General features: G+C 63.1%; 22 protein-coding genes and 1 riboswitch. Of the genes, 10 read left to right on the forward strand and 12 right to left on the reverse strand.

The window, feature by feature from the left end; genetic code table 11:
* Nucleotides 1–192 precede the first annotated feature (192 nt).
* From thiQ to thiB, 3 genes are read right to left on the reverse strand one after another with little or no spacing between them, the layout of a single operon-like run.
* Nucleotides 193–909, reverse strand: coding sequence for a thiamine ABC transporter ATP-binding protein (gene thiQ, locus IE166_RS14680; RefSeq protein WP_189505077.1), 717 nt, complete (start codon nucleotides 907–909; stop codon nucleotides 193–195).
* Nucleotides 906–2,528 carry a thiamine/thiamine pyrophosphate ABC transporter permease gene (thiP, locus tag IE166_RS14685; protein WP_189505079.1) on the reverse strand — a complete coding sequence of 541 codons (1,623 nt, stop codon included), beginning with the start codon at nucleotides 2,526–2,528 and terminating at the stop codon, nucleotides 906–908. Before thiP ends, thiQ begins: the two co-directional genes overlap by 4 nt.
* Before the next feature lie 9 nt (nucleotides 2,529–2,537).
* Nucleotides 2,538–3,542, reverse strand: coding sequence for a thiamine ABC transporter substrate binding subunit (gene thiB / locus IE166_RS14690; protein WP_189505082.1), 1,005 nt, complete (start codon nucleotides 3,540–3,542; stop codon nucleotides 2,538–2,540).
* A gap of 44 nt (nucleotides 3,543–3,586) precedes the next feature.
* A riboswitch (TPP riboswitch) is annotated at nucleotides 3,587–3,712 on the reverse strand.
* Nucleotides 3,713–3,786: 74 nt separating this feature from the next.
* On the opposite strand from thiB, the gene IE166_RS14695 reads away from it, so the two are divergent.
* From IE166_RS14695 to IE166_RS14715, 5 genes are all read left to right on the forward strand, one after another.
* Nucleotides 3,787–4,416, forward strand: a complete 630-nt coding sequence (locus tag IE166_RS14695) for a thiamine diphosphokinase (protein ID WP_189505084.1) — start codon at nucleotides 3,787–3,789, stop codon at nucleotides 4,414–4,416.
* Nucleotides 4,417–4,425: 9 nt separating this feature from the next.
* On the forward strand, nucleotides 4,426–6,240 hold the full coding sequence (locus IE166_RS14700; protein ID WP_189505086.1) for an ABC-F family ATP-binding cassette domain-containing protein: 1,815 nt from the start codon (nucleotides 4,426–4,428) through the stop codon (nucleotides 6,238–6,240).
* A 167-nt stretch (nucleotides 6,241–6,407) separates the two neighbouring features.
* Nucleotides 6,408–6,713, forward strand: a complete 306-nt coding sequence (gene rpmB, locus IE166_RS14705; protein WP_189505088.1) for a 50S ribosomal protein L28 — start codon at nucleotides 6,408–6,410, stop codon at nucleotides 6,711–6,713.
* Between the two features lie 69 nt (nucleotides 6,714–6,782).
* On the forward strand, nucleotides 6,783–7,463 hold the full coding sequence (locus tag IE166_RS14710) for a queuosine precursor transporter (RefSeq protein ID WP_244641479.1): 681 nt from the start codon (nucleotides 6,783–6,785) through the stop codon (nucleotides 7,461–7,463).
* Between the two features lie 18 nt (nucleotides 7,464–7,481).
* Nucleotides 7,482–8,153, forward strand: a complete 672-nt coding sequence (locus IE166_RS14715; protein ID WP_189505090.1) for a spermidine synthase — start codon at nucleotides 7,482–7,484, stop codon at nucleotides 8,151–8,153.
* Nucleotides 8,154–8,215: 62 nt separating this feature from the next.
* On the opposite strand, the gene IE166_RS14720 is transcribed toward IE166_RS14715, so the two are convergent.
* The 5 genes from IE166_RS14720 to IE166_RS14740 form a co-directional block, all read right to left on the reverse strand.
* Nucleotides 8,216–9,214 carry an esterase-like activity of phytase family protein gene (locus IE166_RS14720; protein WP_244641480.1) on the reverse strand — a complete coding sequence of 333 codons (999 nt, stop codon included), beginning with the start codon at nucleotides 9,212–9,214 and terminating at the stop codon, nucleotides 8,216–8,218.
* The gene (cobT, locus tag IE166_RS14725; RefSeq protein ID WP_189505093.1) at nucleotides 9,211–11,112 is read right to left on the reverse strand and encodes a cobaltochelatase subunit CobT; all 1,902 of its coding nucleotides are present in this window, start codon (nucleotides 11,110–11,112) and stop codon (nucleotides 9,211–9,213) included. The genes IE166_RS14720 and cobT overlap by 4 nt, the downstream gene beginning before the upstream one ends.
* Before the next feature lie 12 nt (nucleotides 11,113–11,124).
* On the reverse strand, nucleotides 11,125–11,616 hold the full coding sequence (locus IE166_RS14730; RefSeq protein WP_189505109.1) for a hypothetical protein: 492 nt from the start codon (nucleotides 11,614–11,616) through the stop codon (nucleotides 11,125–11,127).
* A gap of 41 nt (nucleotides 11,617–11,657) precedes the next feature.
* Nucleotides 11,658–12,644, reverse strand: a complete 987-nt coding sequence (cobS, locus tag IE166_RS14735) for a cobaltochelatase subunit CobS (protein ID WP_189505117.1) — start codon at nucleotides 12,642–12,644, stop codon at nucleotides 11,658–11,660.
* A gap of 165 nt (nucleotides 12,645–12,809) precedes the next feature.
* Nucleotides 12,810–13,430 carry a J domain-containing protein gene (locus tag IE166_RS14740; protein WP_189505119.1) on the reverse strand — a complete coding sequence of 207 codons (621 nt, stop codon included), beginning with the start codon at nucleotides 13,428–13,430 and terminating at the stop codon, nucleotides 12,810–12,812.
* 164 nt (nucleotides 13,431–13,594) lie between these two features.
* On the opposite strand from IE166_RS14740, the gene IE166_RS14745 reads away from it, so the two are divergent.
* Nucleotides 13,595–13,879, forward strand: a complete 285-nt coding sequence (locus IE166_RS14745) for a BolA family protein (RefSeq protein ID WP_189505121.1) — start codon at nucleotides 13,595–13,597, stop codon at nucleotides 13,877–13,879.
* Here IE166_RS14745 and IE166_RS14750 read toward each other — a convergent pair whose 3' ends face one another.
* From IE166_RS14750 to IE166_RS14765, 4 genes are read right to left on the reverse strand one after another with little or no spacing between them, the layout of a single operon-like run.
* Nucleotides 13,880–14,278, reverse strand: a complete 399-nt coding sequence (locus tag IE166_RS14750; RefSeq protein WP_189505123.1) for a type II toxin-antitoxin system VapC family toxin — start codon at nucleotides 14,276–14,278, stop codon at nucleotides 13,880–13,882.
* The gene (locus IE166_RS14755) at nucleotides 14,275–14,544 is read right to left on the reverse strand and encodes a type II toxin-antitoxin system Phd/YefM family antitoxin (protein WP_210312969.1); all 270 of its coding nucleotides are present in this window, start codon (nucleotides 14,542–14,544) and stop codon (nucleotides 14,275–14,277) included. Before IE166_RS14755 ends, IE166_RS14750 begins: the two co-directional genes overlap by 4 nt.
* 44 nt (nucleotides 14,545–14,588) lie before the next feature.
* Nucleotides 14,589–15,716 carry a 3-dehydroquinate synthase gene (gene aroB, locus IE166_RS14760; RefSeq protein WP_189505124.1) on the reverse strand — a complete coding sequence of 376 codons (1,128 nt, stop codon included), beginning with the start codon at nucleotides 15,714–15,716 and terminating at the stop codon, nucleotides 14,589–14,591.
* Entirely contained in the window at nucleotides 15,713–16,309 is a 597-nt protein-coding gene (locus IE166_RS14765) for a shikimate kinase (RefSeq protein ID WP_189505126.1), read from the reverse strand. The genes aroB and IE166_RS14765 overlap by 4 nt, the downstream gene beginning before the upstream one ends.
* Before the next feature lie 173 nt (nucleotides 16,310–16,482).
* Here IE166_RS14765 and IE166_RS14770 point away from each other — a divergent pair, with 173 nt between their 5' ends.
* The 4 genes from IE166_RS14770 to IE166_RS14785 all read left to right on the forward strand — a co-directional run bounded on the left by IE166_RS14770 (nucleotide 16,483) and on the right by IE166_RS14785 (nucleotide 20,048).
* Entirely contained in the window at nucleotides 16,483–16,650 is a 168-nt protein-coding gene (locus IE166_RS14770; RefSeq protein WP_189505129.1) for a hypothetical protein, read from the forward strand.
* 10 nt (nucleotides 16,651–16,660) lie between these two features.
* Complete coding sequence (locus IE166_RS14775) at nucleotides 16,661–17,578, forward strand: site-specific tyrosine recombinase XerD (RefSeq protein WP_189505131.1); 918 nt, start codon at nucleotides 16,661–16,663, stop codon at nucleotides 17,576–17,578.
* 95 nt (nucleotides 17,579–17,673) lie between these two features.
* On the forward strand, nucleotides 17,674–18,624 hold the full coding sequence (locus tag IE166_RS14780; protein ID WP_189505133.1) for an acetyl-CoA carboxylase carboxyltransferase subunit alpha: 951 nt from the start codon (nucleotides 17,674–17,676) through the stop codon (nucleotides 18,622–18,624).
* Nucleotides 18,625–18,821: 197 nt separating this feature from the next.
* The gene (locus tag IE166_RS14785) at nucleotides 18,822–20,048 is read left to right on the forward strand and encodes a L,D-transpeptidase family protein (protein ID WP_189505135.1); all 1,227 of its coding nucleotides are present in this window, start codon (nucleotides 18,822–18,824) and stop codon (nucleotides 20,046–20,048) included.
* Nucleotide 20,049: the final 1 nt, after the last annotated feature.

Here is a 20,049-nt window from a genome sequence, read left to right on the forward strand (position 1 = left end):
GTGCGCCCACAGATGCGGGCGCGGACGATCGGCTAAACGGCGGGTTAAACAGAATGCGCCCCTTCGCTACTGGATTCGGCCACAGGCCGGCGGACCTAGCCACATCCCATTGCATGTTACAATAAGAAGGAGGGTTTCGCGGGCGCGGACCTTGATGAACAATTATGTCGTCATCCGGGCAAAGCGAGAACGCTAAGCGACTTGGCCGAGATAGCGGCGGAAGGCGAGCGGCCCGCTTTCGCTGAAAAAGCTGGCGGCGGAGCCTTGCGCGACCGTTTTGCCGTCTTCCAGAAAGATCACCTCTTGAGCAAGCCGGCTGGCATCTTCGGGATGATGCGTCACGAACAGGATTGTGAGGTTGAGCCGGGCGTGAAGCGCGCGGATCTCGTCCAGCATGTCCGCGCGCAGAGCAGGGCCGAGGGAGGCGAAGGGTTCGTCCAGCAGGAGGACGGGGCGCTGGCGCACGAGCGCGCGGACGATCGCGACACGCTGGCGTTCGCCGCCGGAGAGTTCGCGCGGCAGGCGCTTTTGCTTGCCTGCCAAGCCGGTGGCTTCGAGCGCTTCGGTGATGGCGTGCTTGTCTTCCGGCGTCAGCTTGAGGGAGGGTGAGCGTCCCAGGCCGATATTCTGCTCGACGGTGAGATGGGCGAAGAGGTTGTTTTCCTGAAAGATCATCGAAACCGGGCGCTCGGCCGGTTCGACATCACGCATGTCCTGTTCGCCGATCAGCAGGCGGCCGCTTGTTGGGGTTTCAAAGCCGGCGACGAGATTGAGCAGGGTGGATTTGCCGGAGCCGCTTGGACCCATGACCGCGGTGATCGAGCCGGCCGAGACGGTGGCATCGAACAGGAACTGCGCTTCACCGTAAGAGAAGGTGACCTGGTCGAAGCGGATGGTGAGACCCTTCATTGCCGGCTTCTCCCCAGGCGGTCGGACAGGAGCATAAGCGCCAGTGTCAGCAAAGCCAGAAACAGGCCCAGACCTGCCGCATCGGCCGTACGATAGCTGCCCATGCGCTCGAGCAGGAGATAGGGCAGGGTTTTCACCGCATCCGAGCCGAACAAAGCGATGACGCCGAGATCGCCGAGCGACAGCGCCATGGCGAAGGCGAAGGCGGCGAGGAGAGGGCGGCGCAAGGATGGCCAGTCGATCAAGCGCAGCCGGTTCCAGCCGGTGATGCCCAACGAGGCGCAAAGGCGATCGTGGCGGGTGGCGGCGGCATCATGGGCAGGGCGGATCAGGCGCAAGGCAAAAGGCATGGCCATGACGCCGTTGACGGTGATGACCATGATCGGTGCCAGCGCGAACAGGTCGGCTACCGTCCGCAGTAGAATGAACCAGCCGGCGCCGATCACGATTGGCGGGACCACCAGCACATAGCCGGCGCCGCGATCGGTCAGGCGCTCGAACAAAGAAGGCGGCGCGTCGCGTCGTTGGGTTTGCAGGGCGTGACGGGTGCGAACGAGGGCGAAGGAGAGCAGGATCGAGAAGGCGGCGGCGCTGAAAGCAAGCCACAGGCTGGTGAGCGTGGCGGAGTGAACGCTTCCTTCCGAGGCGAGGCGTTGCAGGTCGGCGGACAGTCCGGCGATTCCCGTGGCGGCGAGAGGGCTGACGACGAACAGAACGGCGGCGAGGAGGATCGCGCCGTTGGCAATGCTCTCGCGTGGGCTTGGAAAATCGAAGCGGCGGGGTGCGACGGACAGGTTGGCTTCGCCGGCGGCGTCGGCGCCGAGGCGCGACAGGAGGGCGAGGATGATGACGGTGAGGGCGAGTTGCACCAGGGTGAGGGCGACCGCGCGGGATGGGTCAAAGTCGAAGCGCAGCGCCTGGTAGATCGCGACTTCCAGCGTGGTGGCGCGCGGTCCGCCGCCCAGCGTCAGCACGAGGGTGAAGGACGTCACGCAGAGCATGAAGACGAGGCCCGCGATCGAGGGCAGGGCTTTGCGCAAAGCGGGCCATTCTATGAAGCGGAAGCTGTTCCAGGCCTTGAAGCCGAGCTGGACGCCGAGGCGGTGCTGGTCGGTAGGGACGGTTTCGAGCGCTTCCAGAAACAGTCGCGTCGCCATCGGCAGGTTGAAGAAGACATGGGCAATGAGGATGCCGGACAGGCCGTAGATGCCGGGCCATGGTTCGCCTGTGAGCGCGCCGAGCGGCGGGGCGAGGAAGCCGGCGCGACCGAGTAGAGCGAGCAGGCCGAGGGCGGCGACGATCGCCGGCAAAGCGAGCGGCACGGCGAAGAGCTGCAGGATCAGGTGCCGGCCAGGGAAGGTGGGATGGCGCGACAAAGCGCGGGCGACGAGGAGCGCCGGCAGAATGCTAAGTGCCGTCGACAGCAGCGCCTGCATCAGCGTGAAACGGATGATGCGCAGGAGATAGCTGTCGAACGCCGCCCAAGCCGCGCCGGGATTGCGCGCGCCTTCCGCGATCAGCCCAACAAAGGCGCCGCCGATCAGCACCGTCAGCAGCCCGAGCGCCAGCGCGCCGCCGAGGAAGCGCGGATCAGCAGGGGTGCGGCGGGCGGCTTTCACCGGATGGGCTTACCGGCTCATCACTGCGAGCCACTCGTCGATCCAGGCCTTACGCTTTTCGGCGATTTCTTCCGACGGGATCGTCAGCGACTTCGTTGGCTTCACCATGCGGTCGAAGGCCTCGTTGAGGGGCTTCGAGGTTTCTGCCGCGGGCAGCATCCACTGTGTTTCCGGCACGGCATCCTGGAAGCCGGGCGCCTTTATGAAGGCCATGAACTGTTTGGCCAGCGGATTGCGCGCGCCCTTCGTGGTCATGCCGGCGACTTCCACCTGGAGGTAGTGGCCTTCGGAGAAGGCAGCGGCCTGGTAGCGCTCCGTCTTGTCCGAGATGATATGGTAGGCCGGCGAGGTCGTGTAGGACAGCACCATCGGCGCTTCGCCCTTGGTGAACAGCCCATAGGCCTCGCTCCAGCCGGGCGTGACGGTGAGCACACGGTCCTTCAGCTTGGCCCAGGCGTCACCCGCGTCATCGCCGTAAACGGATTTGATCCAGAGCAGCAGGCCGAGGCCGGGCGTCGAGGTGCGCGGATCCTGAATCACGATCTTCTGGTTCTTGTCGCCTTCCACCAATTCCTTCAGGCTCGCCGGCGGGGTCCTCAGCTTTTCGGTGTCGTAAACCACGGCGAAATAGCCGTAGTCATAGGGCAGGAAGGTATCGTCGCTCCAGCCGCCGGGGATCGTCAGACCCTCGGCCGAAATACCATGCGGGGCGAAGAGTTCGCTGGCGCGTGCCTCAGCCGTGAGATTGGTGTCGAGGCCGAGCACGACATCGGCCTTGGTATTTGCGCCTTCGAGCTTCACGCGGTTCAACAGCGCGACGCCATCGGCCACCGACACGAACTTGACGTCGCATTTGCATTCGGCCTCGAAGGCCTTTTCAACGATTGGGCCTGGACCCCATTCGGAGGTGAAGCTGTCATAGGTGTAAACGGTCAGTACCTCCTGCGCGGAAGCCGGCAGGACGCCGAGCGCGAGCGCTCCGGTGAGCAGGGTCGTCAGCAATGTGTTGCGCATGCAGCGCCTCCTTTTCATCCACGTTTCAGGGAGGTTGAGGCGCTTAAAAACGCGCGTCTAATCCCTCCGCCGGTGCAAACCGGATCAGGTTCAGCGGGTTGGCAGGGTTTTCACCCCTTGTTGCCTCTCAGCCGGTCGCGATCATCACGCCGGCACCCCGTTAGAGCGCTATGAGAGATAGAGCGAAGCGCTTGAGCCGGCAAGCGTTTGCGTGGGGCTTCGTCCATGCTATGGCGCCCACTCCATGAGCCGGTTTTCCCTTCTTCTTGGCGGCGATCTTACCGTTACGCCTCGCCTGCGCGCACAGCTTGCCGGCAGCCGCGTGCTTGCGGCCGATTCCGGCATCGCGCATGCGGCGGCCCTCGGGTTGGAGCCGGAGCTGTGGGTCGGCGACTTCGATTCCTCCGATGCAGCGTTGCAGGCGCTGATGGCGCGTGTGCCGCGCGAAACATTTCCGCCGGAAAAGGACAGCACAGACGGTGAGCTGGCGGTCGATCTTGCCTTGGCGAGAGGTGCGACGGAGCTCGTGCTGGTCGGCGCCTTTGGCGGACCGCGGCCCGATCATGCCTTTCTCCATATGACGATGGCACTGCGCTTGGCCGAAGCCGGCACCAAGGTGCTGCTGACCAGCGGCGATCAGGAAGGCGTGCCGCTGCTGGTGGGATCGCATCGCTTTGATTATGCGGAACAGACCCTGTTCAGCGTGCTTGGCTTTACCGATCTCGTTGTGTCGATCGCCGACGCGCGCTGGCCGCTGGATCATCGCGCCGTGCCGTTCGGCTCCTCGCTGACGCTCTCGAATTTCGTTTCCGGCTCCCTAAGTGTGGAGCTCCATTCCGGGCGGGCGCTGCTCGTCGCACACCCCAGGGATTGATTGCACCGCATGGCTCCGCCGCTTCTTCGTCTCGATGATATCCAGCTCACGTTCGGCGGCACACCACTGCTTGCCGGCGCTTCGCTCTCGGCTTCCGCCGGCGACAAGATCGCGCTTGTGGGGCGGAATGGTTCCGGCAAGTCGACGCTGTTGAAGATCGCGGCCGGCACCGTGGAGCCGCAGGACGGCCTCATCTTCCGCCAGCCCGGCGCCACGATCCGCTATCTAGCGCAAGCGCCCGATCTCGAAGGCTATGCCAATGTTCGCGCTTATGTGGAGGCGGGGTTGGGGCCTTCGGACGATCCCTATCGCGCGACCTATCTGATCGAACATCTCGACCTGACCGGCGATGAAACGCCGGACACGCTGTCGGGCGGCGAGGCGCGCCGTGCAGCGCTTGCGCGCGTGCTGGCACCGCAGCCCGACATCCTCCTGCTCGACGAGCCCACCAACCATCTCGACCTCACCACGATTGAATGGCTGGAAGACGAACTCAGCCGCCTGTCTTCGGCCATCATCCTGATCAGCCACGATCGTCGCTTCCTGGAGCGCGTGACGCGCGCGACCGTCTGGCTCGATCGCGGCGAAACCAAGCGGCTCGACCGAGGCTTCGCGCATTTCGAGGAATGGCGCGACCAGGTGCTCGCGGAAGAAGAACGCGACCAGCACAAGCTTGGCCGCGCGATCCAGCGCGAAGAGCACTGGATGCGCTATGGCGTGACCGCGCGGCGCAAGCGCAACATGCGGCGCGTTGGCGAGTTGCAGGCCATGCGCCAGCAGTTCCGCACCCATCGCGGTGCGGAAGGAACGGCGGCGCTTGTTGCCAGCGAGGCGCAGGAATCCGGCAAGCTGGTGCTCGAGGCCAAGACTATCGCCAAGAGCTATGATGGGCGCCCGGTGGTTGCGGGCTTCTCGACCCGCATCCAGCGCGGCAACCGCATCGGCCTGGTCGGGCCGAACGGTGCGGGCAAGACGACGCTTCTGCGCATGCTGATCGGCGATCTCGAACCCGATTCTGGCAGCGTGCGGCTCGGCACCAATCTGGAAATCGCCACGCTCGACCAGCGCCGCGCCAGTCTCGACCTCAACGACACGCTTTCGCAATATCTCACGTCCGGACGCGGCGACAGCCTCACCGTCAACGGCGAGGAAAAGCACGTCGTTTCCTATATGAAGGACTTCCTGTTCAAGCCGGAGCAGGCGCGCACGCCGATCAAGGAACTGTCGGGGGGCGAGCGAGCGCGCTTGATCCTGGCGCGGGTTCTGGCGCGGCCGGCCAACCTGCTGGTGCTCGACGAGCCGACCAACGACCTTGATATGGAAACGCTGGATCTTCTGCAGGAACTCGTTGCCGGCTTCCCCGGCACGGTGCTGCTGGTGAGCCACGACCGCGACTTTCTCGATCGCACGGTGACGTCGATCATCGCGCCGGAAGGCGAGGGAAAATGGATCGAATATGCCGGCGGCTACCAGGACATGCTGGCGCAGCGCAAGGCCGACATCGCCGCGCGTTCGACGATCAAGGCGGCCGGAAAGCCGAGTTCTTCGACCGAAGCGCCGTCGGCTGCGAAGCCCGCTTCAGCCAACAAGAAGCTGTCCTACAAGCAGAAATACGCGCTGGAAACGCTGCCCAAGCGCATGGAAGAGGCTCAAGGTGCCATCGCCAAGCTCGAGAAGGTGATGGCCGATCCGAATCTGTACGCCAAGGACTTCGCCAAGTTTGAAAAGACCGCTGCGCAGCTTGATAAGGTGCGCGCTGATATGGCGGGAATGGAAGACGAATGGCTGGAACTCGAAATGCTGCGCGAGGAGATCGAGGGATAGATGCGTGTCGGGAGCATGACTCTCGCTTGACGCTTCCCCCTTTTCTCGGTATGGCACCCCTCGATTTCCCATGTGGCCGCCTGGATCCTGCGCGCCGACCTGTTTGGTGCGGCACGGAACTATGGTCGAAAGACCGGCAGCTTTAAGAAGAATAAAAAGGTATCGTCATGTCCCGCGCCTGCGAACTGACCGGCAAAGCCGTTTTGACTGGCAACAATGTCAGCCACGCCAACAACAAGACCCGTCGCCGCTTCCTGCCGAACCTCGTCAATGTGACGCTGATCTCGGAAGCGATGAACCAGTCGGTTCGTTTGCGCGTGTCGGCCAATGCGCTGCGCACGGTCGAGCATCGAGGTGGCCTTGACGCCTTCCTCGCCAAGGCCGATGCAACGGAACTGTCGCCCAAGGCGCGCCTGCTCAAGAAGCAGATCGCCAAGAAGACGGCCGAGCAGACCGAAGGCGCGGCTGCTTAAAGCGCAGTCGCTTATGACTTGAGGACGGCGTAAAAACCGTCCGCTGGTTCCATCACCCAGGATAAAAAAATGCTTTCCGCAAGACCCGTATGGCCGTTTGTGGCTGCGATGGCTATTGTCGTCGTGGCCTCGAATATTTTTGTCCAGTTTCCCCTGAGTGGCCAGATCGGCCCGCTGGTGCTGGCCGATGTGCTGACTTGGGGCGCCTTCAGCTACCCCATTGCCTTTCTGATCACCGACCTTGCCAACCGACGCTATGGCCCGGCTCTTGCCCGCCGCGTGGTTTTCATCGGTTTTACACTGGCGATCGCCAGCTCGATCGTCTTTCCGCCGCTGCTGTTTCAGTGGGGGCTGATCCCCTTCGAACTCGAGCCCGGCCGCATCGTGCGCGTGGCGATTGCGTCCGGCGTGGCGTTCCTGATCGGGCAGCTGCTGGATGTGTCGGTGTTCAACCGGCTGCGGCAGACTTCGTGGTGGCGGGCGCCGGTTGTCGGCTCCATCATGGGCTCGATCTTCGACACAGCGATCTTCTTTTCCGTCGCCTTCGCCCCGGCCTTTCTCTTTGTCGGCCCAAACGAGCCGTTTGCGTTGGAGCATGCGCCCTTGTTCGGGCTGTTCGAACCGAGCGTCGCGCGCTGGATTTCGTGGGCGCTGGGCGACCTGACGGTCAAGCTCACCATCGCCGTTGTTGCGCTGATCCCCTACCGGCTGATTTCCGCCCGCTGGTGGCCGCAGCCAGTGCCCGCGTGAGCCAAGTTTGGCCGCCGCGTGATCCCCTGGGAGCATCTCGACACAGCGCCCATCCCCGGCAGTGATGAGACGCTGCGGCTGAAGCGCCGCGGCCGCGAATATTCGATCATGCTCGGCACCAACGAGCTGATGAATAGCCGCTTGTCCGGTTCGGAAGAAGCGCTGGCAAGGCTGCCGATCGAGAAGCTTGGCGCGAAGACACCGCATATCCTGATCGGCGGTTTGGGCATGGGGTTCACCCTACGTGCCGCGCTAGCCGTGCTGCCGCCCGACGCCAAGGTCACCGTTGCCGAACTCGTGCCGGCGGTCGTCGCCTGGGCGCGTGGGCCGATGGCGGAGGTGTTTGCCGGCTGCCTCGACGATCCCCGTGTGAGCGTTCATGAGGGCGATGTCGGCGCGCTGATCCGGGAGGATGCCGGCTGCTATAACGCGATCCTGCTTGATGTCGACAACGGACCGGAAGGCTTGTCGCGGCCCGGCAATGACGGGCTGTACGATCCGCGCGGGCTGCAGTTTGCCAAGGCGGCACTGAGAGCCGGTGGCGTGCTGGCGGTGTGGTCGGCTGCACCCGATGCCGGGTTCGCGCGACGCTTGCAGCGCGCGGGGTTCAGCGTCGAGGAAGCCAAGGTCAAGGCGCATCGCGGCAAGAGCGGCACGCGGCATGTGATCTGGCTGGCGGTGAAGGGGTAGGTTGGTCGGTTGAGCGCTTGGCCTTCTCCCACAAGGGGAGAAGGGAAGGGCGCCTCACCCAATCAGTCCGCCTTGTAGATAAACTCCAGATACACGTTGCGCTGGAGGATGGACTGGTTGTCGTCCGACATCAGCGACACGCGCGTGGTGCCATCCGGTGCCTGCCAGACGTCCATGCCTTCCATATTGTCGATCTGGTAGCCCATGTCGGCTTCCAGCAGCACTTCGCCATCCACCGTGGCGCCCGGCTTGATGCTGGCGGCGGACAGGCGGCGGAGGCGCATGGCGACGCCGGCGGTGTAGGAGGCGCGACGTTCAACGATGAGAATGTCGCCGTCCGGCAAAAACGCGCCGTCGGTGATGTCGTAGTCGTCGCTACGATGGACGAAGAAGATGCCCTTGCGCGGGCCGCTGAGCACTGCGGCGAAAATGTCGCCTTGTTTGTTGAGGCTCATCTCGGACACAGCGATGATCGCGCCGCCGAAGGGGCCGGTTTTCGGTGCAGCTAGAACCGTCTCGAAGCCGCGATTGGTGCGAAGCTCGCCCTTGGGGATCAGGAAGTCGAGGTTGTGGATCTGGCGGCCCATATGGCCGGGCTCGAGCTTGTATTGCGAGATGCGGTGTTCGCGCTCGAATCCGACGGTGGCGATGCCGTCGGCGATGGCGAGGCTTTCGGCATCCACCAGGCGCTTGTCCTGGCTGACCTCGCCGTCGGGGCCGGTCATCGATTCCATGGTGAAGTCGGACACGCCGGTCGGGCGGTTCTGCGCGTCGCGCTCAAGCCGGCCGAAATACCAGTAGCCGTTGTCGGAAACGCCGGCGAACCGAGTGCCGGGCTCGGTGAAGCGGAAGGCGGAGAAGCTGCCGAACAGGCGATGGCGCGACACGAGTTCGAGCCCGCCGACAAAGGTGAGCGTGCCGAATGTCGGCGCCTCACGGCCGATGCGAAATTCGGTGATGGGGCGGCTGCGCACCGCCATCTGTTCGGAATCGGCGGAAACGGAAACGACAAGCGGCAGGGTGAGTGCAAGGCCGAGCAGGCTTGAAAGGATGCGCTTCACCCGGTGCGCCGAAGCCCACGTGCGCCGCCGCGTCCGCGGGTTGCTTCTTCGCTGAAGAGCGATGCGAGCTGCTCGGTCATGGCGCCGGCCAGTTCTTCAGCGTCGACGATGGTCACGGCGCGGCGGTAATAGCGGGTGACGTCATGGCCGATGCCGATCGCCAGCAGTTCCACCGGCGAGCGAGTCTCGATGAGGTCGATGACACCGCGCAGATGGCGTTCGAGATAGTTGCCGGGGTTCACCGACAGCGTCGAATCGTCGACCGGCGCACCGTCCGAGATCATCATCAGGATCTTGCGCTGTTCCGGTCGCGCCATCAGACGCTGATGCGCCCAAAGCAGCGCTTCGCCGTCGATGTTTTCCTTAAGCAGGCCTTCGCGCATCATCAGGCCGAGATTGCGCCGCGCGCGCCGCCAGGGTGCGTCGGCTGACTTGTAGACGATGTGGCGGAGATCGTTGAGGCGGCCGGGATTGGCCGGCTTGTTCTGCTTCAACCATTGCTCACGCGCCTGACCGCCCTTCCAGGCGCGGGTGGTGAAGCCGAGGATTTCGACCGACACGCCGCAGCGCTCCAGCGTGCGGGCCAGAATATCGGCGCAGGTGGCGGCAACGGTGATCGGGCGGCCGCGCATCGAACCGGAATTGTCGAGCAGCAGCGTCACCACCGTATCGCGGAAGTTGGTGTCGCGCTCCTGTTTGAAGGACAGCGGCTGCATGGGATCGATCACCACACGCACGAGGCGGGCGGGATCGAGGTAGCCTTCTTCCAGGTCGAAGTCCCAGGAGCGGTTCTGCTGCGCCATAAGGCGGCGCTGCAGGCGGTTGGCGAGGCGGCCGACGACGCCCTGCAGGTTCACCAGCTGCTTGTCGAGGAAGGCGCGCAGGCGGTCGAGCTCTTCTTCGTCGCAGAGGTCTTCCGCGCCCACCATCTCGTCGAAGGCCTGGGTGAAGACCTTGTAGTCGATGGTGCGCTCGAACTGGTTGAAGGCATTGTCCGGCCGACGCGTTTCGCCCGGCGTTTCAGAATCGAGATCGTCGGATTCGGATTGGTCGTCGGCAGCGGTCGCGGCAGCTTCGCTTTCGCCAGCTTCCTGCTCGTCGCTGGACGCATCCGCTTCTTCGGACTGGGTTTCCTGCGAGCCGGACTCGTCCTCGCCGCCTTCTTCGCCGCCTTCGTCGCCCTGTGGCTCGTCGCTGTCGTCTTGCGTGTCGTCTTCGGTCTGCTCGTCGTCGCCGATGTCTTCGGCCATGTCCATGGACACGAGCATGTCGCGCACGAGACGGGCAAAACCGTTCTGGTCGTCCAGGCGGTTCAGCAGGCCGTCGATGTCGCCGCCGGCCTTGTCTTCCACCCAGCCGCGCCAAAGATCGACCACACGCTCGCCGCTTGGCGGCACGCTGCGGCCGGTGAGCTTTTCGCGCACCAGCATGGCGATGGCTTCCTCGATCGGCGCATCGTCGCAGCTGGATACGTCGGCGAAGTTCGCTTTGGCGTATTTGTCTTCCAGCATCACCGAAAGATTGTCGCCGACGCCTTTCATGGCGCGGGCGCCGATGGCTTCCACGCGCGCTTGTTCGACGGCGTCGAAGATCGCGCGGGCCTGCCGTCCTTCCGGGGCCAGACGGTTGTGGATCACGCTGTCGTGGCAGGCCTTGCGCAGCGCCATGGAGTCGCCCAGGCCGCGGGTCACCGCAATGTCGTTGGCGGATGCCTTCTTGGGCAGTTCCGGCAAGCGGGCGCGCTGCCCGGCCAGTGCCGGCTTGTCCTTTGCGAAAGAGACTTCAAGCTCGTTGTCGCCGGCAAGAGCGCGCATGGTCACCGTCACGGCACGGCGAAACGCGTCGCCCTCGCTGCCGCTCTTGGTCTTTGCGCGTGAATTATCGCCGGGACCTGCCATGTGCTTTATCCGTCAGTCCCTGATCTCGGCTTTGAGCCGGCCGATCTCGATATCCTTGATAACCGGATTGGCTGCCAGCACTGCGTCCGAGTCGCTCTTCTCCAGGAACAGTGCCGTGATGCCCTGGTTCATGCCGGCATCTTTCACGGTGAAGAAGCCATCGAGAACGTAGCCACCGTTCTGGAAGTTCACGCCAGCTTTCGCGCTGATCTGTGATTCCGGCTCGTCCTTGCGCAGATAAGCGATAAAAAGCTCACCGTCCTGGCTAGCAGAAACCGCGCCCGGTTCTGCATCCGGATTGGCTTCGAACCGGATCTTCAAGCCGATCAGTTTGTCGACCGAGTTGAACAGAAAGGATTCCAGCCCGCCATAGTTGGTGGCGGAAACCTCGCCATTCACGCGGAGGATTTCGGCGGGCTTGGCTTGCAGGGATGTTGAAGCAAGAACGAGCGGCAAGCCGAGAATAATCCCGCCTGCTACCTGTCGCCGCTTCAAATCCACCATGAGGTCATCCTGTCTCGATCCGGCTCCGCGCCGCTGCGTTCTTAGCCTAGCACCGCGTTGGCAGCGCTTTCCGGCAGTTCTTCGCCAAAGGCGCGCTGGTAGAACTCGGCAACGACCGCGCGTTCCAGCTCATCGCACTTGTTGAGGAAGGTGAGGCGGAAGGCGAAGCCGACATCGCCGAAGATTTCGGCGTTTTCCGACCAGGTGATGACGGTACGCGGGCTCATCACGGTGGACAGGTCGCCGTTCATAAAGGCTGCGCGCGTCTGGTCGGCAACGCGCACCATGCGGCTGACGGTCTCGCGGCCCTTTTCGTTCTGGTAGTGCTTAGCCTTGGCCAGAACGATCGCGACTTCTTCCGCATGCGGCAGGTAGTTCAGCGTCGTGACGATCGACCAGCGGTCCATCTGCGCCTGGTTGATCTGCTGCGTGCCGTGGTAGAGGCCGGTGGTGTCGCCGAGTCCGACCGTGTTGGCGGTGGCAAACAGGCGGAAGGCCGGATGCGGGCGGATGACGCGGCTCTGGTCGAGCAGGGTTAAACGGCCCGAGGCTTCTAGAACACGCTGGATCACGAACATCACGTCCGGACGGCCGGCATCATACTCGTCGAACACCAGCGCGACATTGTGCTGGTAAGCCCAGGGCAGAATGCCGTCGCGGAATTCCGTGACCTGCATGCCTTCCTTCACCACGATCGCGTCCTTGCCGACGAGATCGATGCGGCTGACGTGGCTGTCGAGATTGACGCGGATACAGGGCCAGTTGAGGCGGGCGGCGACCTGCTCGATATGGGTCGACTTGCCGGTGCCATGGTAGCCCGACACCATGACGCGGCGGTTGAAGGCAAAGCCCGACAGAATAGCCAGCGTGGTCTGCTGGTCGAACAGGTAGTCCGGATCGATATCCGGCACATGCTCGGAGGTCTTGGAATAGGCCGGCACCACCATCTTGGAATCGAAGCCGAACTTCTCCTTCACCGAAACGGTGGTGTCCGGAAGATTGGCGCTGTCGCGGTCGAGCTTGTCCATCATGCCTCCAGGCGGGACTTGAGGGTCACCCAAGCGCTCGCCGTCCTTCATTTCTACGAATGCTGGTTTTTCTTAAACCAGCTTGTTCGTCGGTGGGAATAAAAACGCTGTGCCAGAGGATGTAACGCGGCGAGGCAAACTGGCCAGCCGCTTGCCGCAAGCGGATCAATCGCAATAGCCGGCCTGCTTAAGGAGCTTATAGGCCTGCAGAACTTCGCGCAGCGTGTCTTCGGATGCGCGGTCACCCCCGTTGGCGTCGGGATGATGCTTCTTCACCAACTCCTTGTAGCGCGCCTTCACCTGGGCTGAGGTCGCCTTGACGGTCAGGCCGAGCGTGATCAGCGCCTTGGCTTCCAGCGGCTTGGCCTTGCGCTCTTGCGGCGCCGTCGCTCCCGTTCCGAACATGTTGTAGGGATCGCGCATCCGGTAATAGCCGGCGCGGCCCGACCGCATCTGGGCCACATCGGGCGAGGAATTCGCGGTTCCTGCCGCCGTTCCCATTTTCCAGGTCGGGCGATGGCCGGTCAGCGCTTCCTTCTGGAAGCGCGCGACTTCACCGTCGGGCACGCCCGAGAAGTAGTTGAAGCTCTTGTTGTATTCCCGCACATGGTCGAAGCAGAAGCGGAAATACTCGCCTTCGCGCATGCGCCCGACTGGTGCGCGATGCGTGCCTGGCTGATCGCATCCATCCCACTGGCAGCACGGCGCCTGGGATTGCGACGCAGCAGCAGCCTTCTTGTCCGGGCGGATGCGCAGTTTCTCGAAGGATTTCGAATAGCTCGTCATGGGTCGTTGTACTGTCTCCAAGCGCTGAAGTATGCGAGCTTCGCGCAACGATACAAGAATTGACATTTGCGAATTGTGGCCCAGAACCCTGCTTCGACATGCGCCGCAACGGAAGGCGCGCCAGGTTCTTAGCCAGATGTGAGATATGGGAGCGACGAGGTTCGATGTCCATCCAAGAAAAGATCGAAAGCAAGCTGACGCAGGCGCTGCAGCCGGAACGCCTCGATGTCATTAATGAAAGCCACCTTCATGCCGGCCATCAGCCGAGTTTCGACGGTGCCGGCGAAACGCATTTCCGCGTCCGCGTCATTTCGGCGAAGTTCGAGGGCTTGAGCCGGATCGAGCGGCACCGCATGGTCAACGAACTTCTGGAAAACGAGCTTGCGGTGGACAAGGTGCACGCAATGGCGATCGAGCCGGCAGCACCGGGTGAATCGACGCGCTGGTAGTTACCAGACATTTCTGACGAAGGGATAATCCAGGATCTTCGTGTCGGCTGTAAGCAGCGGTATGTCGAGCAGGCGTGCCGTTGCCACGATCAGCCTGTCGGCCGGATCACGATGGAACGGGTCCGGCAGGCGATTGGCTTCAACGGCGATGCGGTTGTCGATCGGGATGAATTTGACGAACGGGTTGCCTTCCAGCTCGCGTAGCCAATCGTCGAGGTTCTGCTTGAGCCCGAGCCGTCCGCGTTCACAGAGCATGGTGATCTCCCACATCGAAATGGTAGAGACCAAAAGCGAAGTCTTCGCCTTCTCTTCCTCTATGAGGCTGAAGGCACGTTCAGAAAGGCGTGAGCCAATCTGGCCTGACCACCAAAGCAGTGTGTGAGTGTCCAGAAGGATCACTTCAACACTTCCCAATCCTCCTCACCGACAGGGTCGAAAGGTCGGTCATAGAACAAGACGGAACCTCGAAGCCGAGCCAAGCTTTCTTCGCCCCGCCGACGTTCTTCGTCCGTCAAAGGCAGCGGCGGGGCATGTTCCAAGGTTTTCAACTCAAACACCGTCTTGCCGGCGTCCGTTACGATGATGGTCTCGCCTCTGCGCTGTGCGGAGTCGAGCAGCTCAGCCGTGCGGTCTTCGAAATCCTTGCGGGTGACGTGAATGGTCATGGCGTTCCATCCTTGGCTATAACCAAGAATAGTACAGGCCGCCTTTATCTTCCAGCCAGCCCGTCCTGCAAGAACGCCAGAACCTCCGATGCAGGCACATCCTTCGCGATGAAGCTTTGGCCGATGCCGCGGGTGAGGATGAAGGTGAGGGCGCCGCGGGAGACCTTCTTGTCCTGCGCGATGTAGCTGAGGAGCTTTTCGGCGTCGGGGAGGCAACCGGGAACATCGGCGAGCGTCGTTGGCAGGCCGACGGCTTTCAGATGCGCCTCGACGCGCGTGGCATCGTCGGTGCTGGCCTGGTTCAGACGGGCGGAGAAGCGGTGCGCCAGGGCCATGCCGATCGCCACGCCTTCGCCGTGGACGAGGCGGGCGCTGTCATAGTTGGTGGCAGTTTCCAGGGCGTGGCCGAAAGTGTGGCCAAGATTGAGCAAAGCGCGATCGCCGGTTTCGAATTCGTCGCGAGCAACCACATCGGCCTTGGCCTGACAGGAGGCGGCGATGGCTTGCGTGCGGGCGGGGCCGCCGGCGAAGATGTCGCGCCAGTTTGCTTCCAGCCAGCTGAAGAAGTCGGGTTTGTCGATCAGGCCGTATTTGGCGACCTCGGCATAGCCGGCGCGAAATTCTCGTTCCGACAGGGTGTCGAGCGCGGAGGTATCGGCCAGCACGAGGCGCGGCTGGTGGAAGACGCCGACAAGGTTCTTGCCTTGCGCCGTGTTGATGCCGGTCTTGCCGCCGACAGACGAATCGACCTGCGCCAGAAGCGAGGTCGGGATCTGGATGAAGTGCATGCCGCGGCGCACGATCCCGGCCGCGAAGCCTGCGAGATCGCCGATCACGCCGCCGCCAAGCGCCACGACGGCATCGCCGCGCTCGAGCCTTGCATCGAGAATGGCGCCGACGGTTTGTTGCAGGTGGTCGAAGCTTTTGGTTTTCTCACCGGCAGGCAAGGTCAAGGCGGCATGGCCGATGCCTGAAGCGTCCAGCGAGGCCTGCAGTCGCGCGAGGTGGCCGGCCGCAGCAACGTTTTCGTCGGTGATGATGGCGACGCGGATGCCGGGCAGGCGCGCCTGGATCTCGGTGCAGGCGCGATCGATCAGGCCGTTGCCGATCAGGATGTCATAGGCGCGGGTGCCGAGACCCACGGTCACGGTGCGGATTGGGTTGGTGGTCATGATGCGGATGCGGTCCTGCGGGTCGCGAGGTCGAGATAGCGGTCGAGCGCTTCGATGACTTCGGCGGTGATGACTTCGCGCTTCTCGTCGCGGCTTTCGATGGTGAGATCGGCTTGCGCGTAAGTGGGATAGCGGTCGTCCATCAGCTTAGCCATGGTTGCGCGGGGATCGGCGGTCTTGAGGAGCGGGCGGGTTTGCCTTTTGGACACACGGTCCATGAGGACGTCGAGATCGGCCTTGAGCCACACCGAAATCGCGTGTTCCGCGACGATCGTGCGCGTTTGCGCATTCATGAAGGCGCCGCCGCCCGTGGACACGACGCCTGCGCCTTCGCGCACCAGACGCTCGATGACGCGGTGTTCCAGCGCGCGAAACTCCGGTTCGCCGTAGCGCTCGAACAGTTCGGGGACGGTGAGGCGCGAAACGGTTTCGATCTCGTGGTCGCTATCCACGAAAGGCAGGTCGAGCGCCTGCGCCACGCGGCGGCCGATCGAGGTTTTTCCAGCACCCATGAGGCCGACAAACACGATTGCGCGCGAACCCAGCCGGCTGACGAGCTGGTTGCGCAAAGGTGATTCGGCGGAAAGGGTCATCACGGCTCCTTGTTGCGGCGACAAGCACCGCAAAACGGCAATGGCGTCAAGCGCCGAGCATCAACTCCCCTTCCTCATCCCGGCCTCATGCCGACCATCTGGCCTTGCCTTGGTGGGGCGGGCAGCGGATAAGATCAGACTGACTCGGACTGCATTATCGAGGCTGCCTGTTTATGCCGACTTTGTTCCGGTTCGTGACCGTCATCGTCATTCTCGTTGCGCTTGTTTATGCGGCGATGTTTGCTCTGGCGACCTTCGTTTCGCCACGTCAAACACAGATGGTCGTGCCGGTGCCGATCGAGCAGCTCGATCGCAACGCCGTGTCTTCGCCCAAGCCATGAAGGTCGGATCATGACGGGGAGTGGAGCCCGCATCGAGGCGTTCCTCGAAATGATGGTGGCCGAGCGCGGGGCCAGCGAAAACACGTTGCAATCCTATCGCCGCGATCTGGAAGATGCGGCCGACACTGTGGATGGGCCGCTGCATGAGGCGGCAACGCCGCAGTTGCGGGATTATCTGACCTCTCTCACCGCGCGCGGCTTTGCGGCAAGTTCGCAGGCGCGGCGGTTGTCGGCGCTACGTCAGTTTTTCAAGTTTCTGCATGCCGAAGGTGTCCGGACGGACGATCCCACCGGTACGCTCGACATGCCGCGCAAAGACCGCGCGCTGCCGGTGACGCTGAGCGAAGACAATGTCGGGCTGCTGTTGGACCGGGCCGAGCAGGAGGTCGGGGAAGCGGCGAGCGATGAAGCGCGCTTCGATGCCTTGCGCATGCACGCGCTGATCGAGGTTCTTTACGCCACGGGCCTGCGCGTGTCGGAGCTGGTCTCGCTGCCGGTCACGGTGGCGCGGCGCGACGAGCGCTTCTTTTTCGTGAAGGGCAAGGGCAACAAGGAGCGGCTGGTGCCGCTGACGGCTAAGGCGCAAACGGCCATGAAGGCGTGGCTTGGTGCGCGGGCTGCGAAGCCGGTCTATGCGGGATCTCGTTTCCTGTTTCCGGCGTCATCGGAAAGCGGGCATCTTGCGCGTCAGGTTTTTGCGCGTGACCTCAAGGGACTGGCGGCCCGAGCTGGCTTGAACGCGGCCGATCTGTCGCCGCATGTGCTGCGCCATGCCTTTGCCAGCCACCTGCTGCAGAACGGTGCGGATCTTCGCGCGGTGCAGCAATTGCTGGGCCATGCCGATATTTCCACCACCCAGATCTACACGCATGTCTTGGAAAAGCGGCTGATCGCATTGGTGAATGACCATCATCCGCTTGCCGACTAGGTGCTGGCGGGCTATTTGCCAGCCGAGCCCGAAACGGGTAATCCCGTTGGTTTCCGTTTGACGGGTTCTCAGTCCGAGGGTTTCTGGCCAGCCGCATGTACAACTATCTCGATTTCGAAAAGCCGGTCGCCGACCTCGAAGGCAAGATCGTTGAACTCAAGAAGCTGAGCGAGACCGGCGGCGCCGTCGACGTGGCCGATGAGATCTCGCGGCTGGAAAAGCGTTCGCGCGATGCGCTGCGCGACGCCTACAAGGCGCTGACGCCGTGGCAAAAGGCGCAGGTTGCGCGCCATCCCGACCGGCCGCATTGCGTCGATTACATCGCCCAGTTGATGACCGATTACACGCCGCTGGCCGGTGATCGTGCTTTTGGCGAGGATAACGCCCTTCTTTGCGGCTTCGCGCGCTTCCGCGGTGAGCCGGTGGCGGTGATCGGCCAGGAAAAGGGCACCGACACGCAAAGCCGCCTGAAGCACAATTTCGGCATGGCGCGGCCGGAAGGCTATCGCAAGGCCGTGCGCGTGATGGAACTGGCCGACAAGTTCGGCATCCCGCTGATCTCGCTGGTTGACACCGCCGGTGCTTATCCCGGCATTGGCGCGGAAGAACGTGGCCAGGCGGAAGCGATCGCGCGCTCGACCTCGGCCTGTCTCGGGCTGCGGGTGCCCAACATTTCCGTGATCATCGGCGAAGGTGGTTCGGGCGGGGCGATTGCGATCGCGACGGCGAACAAGGTTTATATGCTGGAGCACTCCATCTATTCGGTGATCTCGCCGGAAGGAGCTGCGTCCATTTTGTGGCACGATTCGACACGTGCCCGCGACGCTGCCACCAACATGAAGATCACCGCGCAGGACCTTCTGGAAATGAAGGTGATCGACGGCATCATCGCAGAACCGCTGGGCGGCGCCCATCGCGGCGCAGAAGCCGTCATGCGGGCTGCCGGCGACCAGATCGCAGCCGGCTTCCGCGAGCTTTCCGAGGCGACCCATGATTATCGCGAGCATCGCCGCGACAAGTTCCTCGCCATCGGCCGCACGCTTTAAGCGGCGGCCTCGATCGGGATCGGCGGCTGCCACAAATTTGCCGTTGCGGTACGTTTGAAGCTGCTTGAAGAGGGATGCCGAGGGGTCGGCCACTTCCGGGGCTTGTTGTAATCTTTTGTAAGGGTTAACGGCTCTAGAATGCGATCCATCGGGGTGCCAACCCTGCTGTTCGTGGTCACTGGAAACGTTCTGCCGCCATGCCGCTTCGTCTTCTTCGCGCCAGCCTGATCCTGTCCGCCGTCGTTCTCGCCGGCTGCAACGGGTCGATCGACGATATCGCTCCCAAGGCGACACAAGAGCTATCGCCCAAGCTGATCTCCGACATGAAGACCAAGGGCATGTCCCAGACGTCGCCGATCATGGTCCGGATCTTCAAGGAAGAGGGCAAGCTCGAAGTCTGGAAGCAGAAGACGACGGGCCGCTACGACCTGCTGGCCTCCTACGACATCTGCAAATGGTCGGGTAAGCTCGGCCCGAAATATATCGAGGGCGACCGCCAGGCGCCGGAAGGGTTCTATACCGTCCAGCCCGGCCAGATGAATCCGAATTCCAGCTACTACCTGTCGTTCAATATCGGCTTTCCCAACGCCTATGATCGCGTTCACGGCCGCTCAGGCCAGCATCTGATGGTGCATGGTGCCTGCTCGTCGTCGGGTTGCTATTCCATGACGGACGCACAGGTCGGTCAGATCTATGCGCTGGCGCGCGAGGCCTTCAAGGGCGGCCAGACCTCGTTCCAGATTCAGGCGTTTCCGTTCCGGATGACGGCGGCCAACATGGCTCGCTACAAGGATGATCCGAACTACGCGTTCTGGACCATGCTGAAGGAAGGCTACGACCACTTCGAGATCACCAAGGTGCCGCCGAAGGTCGATGTCTGTGAAAAACGCTATGTCTTCAACCAGATTTCGGACCAGCCGATGTCGGCGGCCGGCGCTTGCCCGGTAACGGCCCAGCCGGAATCGCTGCAGACCGCCTACCAGACCTACACCAAGACTTATGAAGCGGCCTTCAGCACGGCCGCGAATGGCGGCTCCAAGCTTGCTCCTATGTCGTCCATCGGCGGCTTGAAGGAAGCGGCGATCGTGGCCGAATGGAGCAAAAAGCGCTCGCGCGGCGAACGCGTGCCCATGGAGCCGCCATCGTTGAACCCTGATGGCTCCGTGACGCAAACCGATCGCATGGGCCGCATCGACTCGCCCGCTGGCCGCAAGATGGCCGCGCTGGAAGCCGAGAAGGAAGCCAAGGAAAAGGCAGCTGCTGCCAAGAAGGCCCAAGCTGTTGCCGCCGCCACGCCGCCGGCGCCGACCGTGCCTGCTGCCGCGCAAGTCACGCCGGTTGAAGTGACGCCGGAAACCGGTGTTGCCGAGCCAAAAGCCGGCTTCCTGTCCGGTCTGCGCCGGCGCATGGCCTCGACCAACTGAT

Source organism: Tianweitania populi (assembly GCF_014652875.1).
Classification (GTDB): Bacteria; Pseudomonadota; Alphaproteobacteria; order Rhizobiales; family Rhizobiaceae; genus Tianweitania; species Tianweitania populi.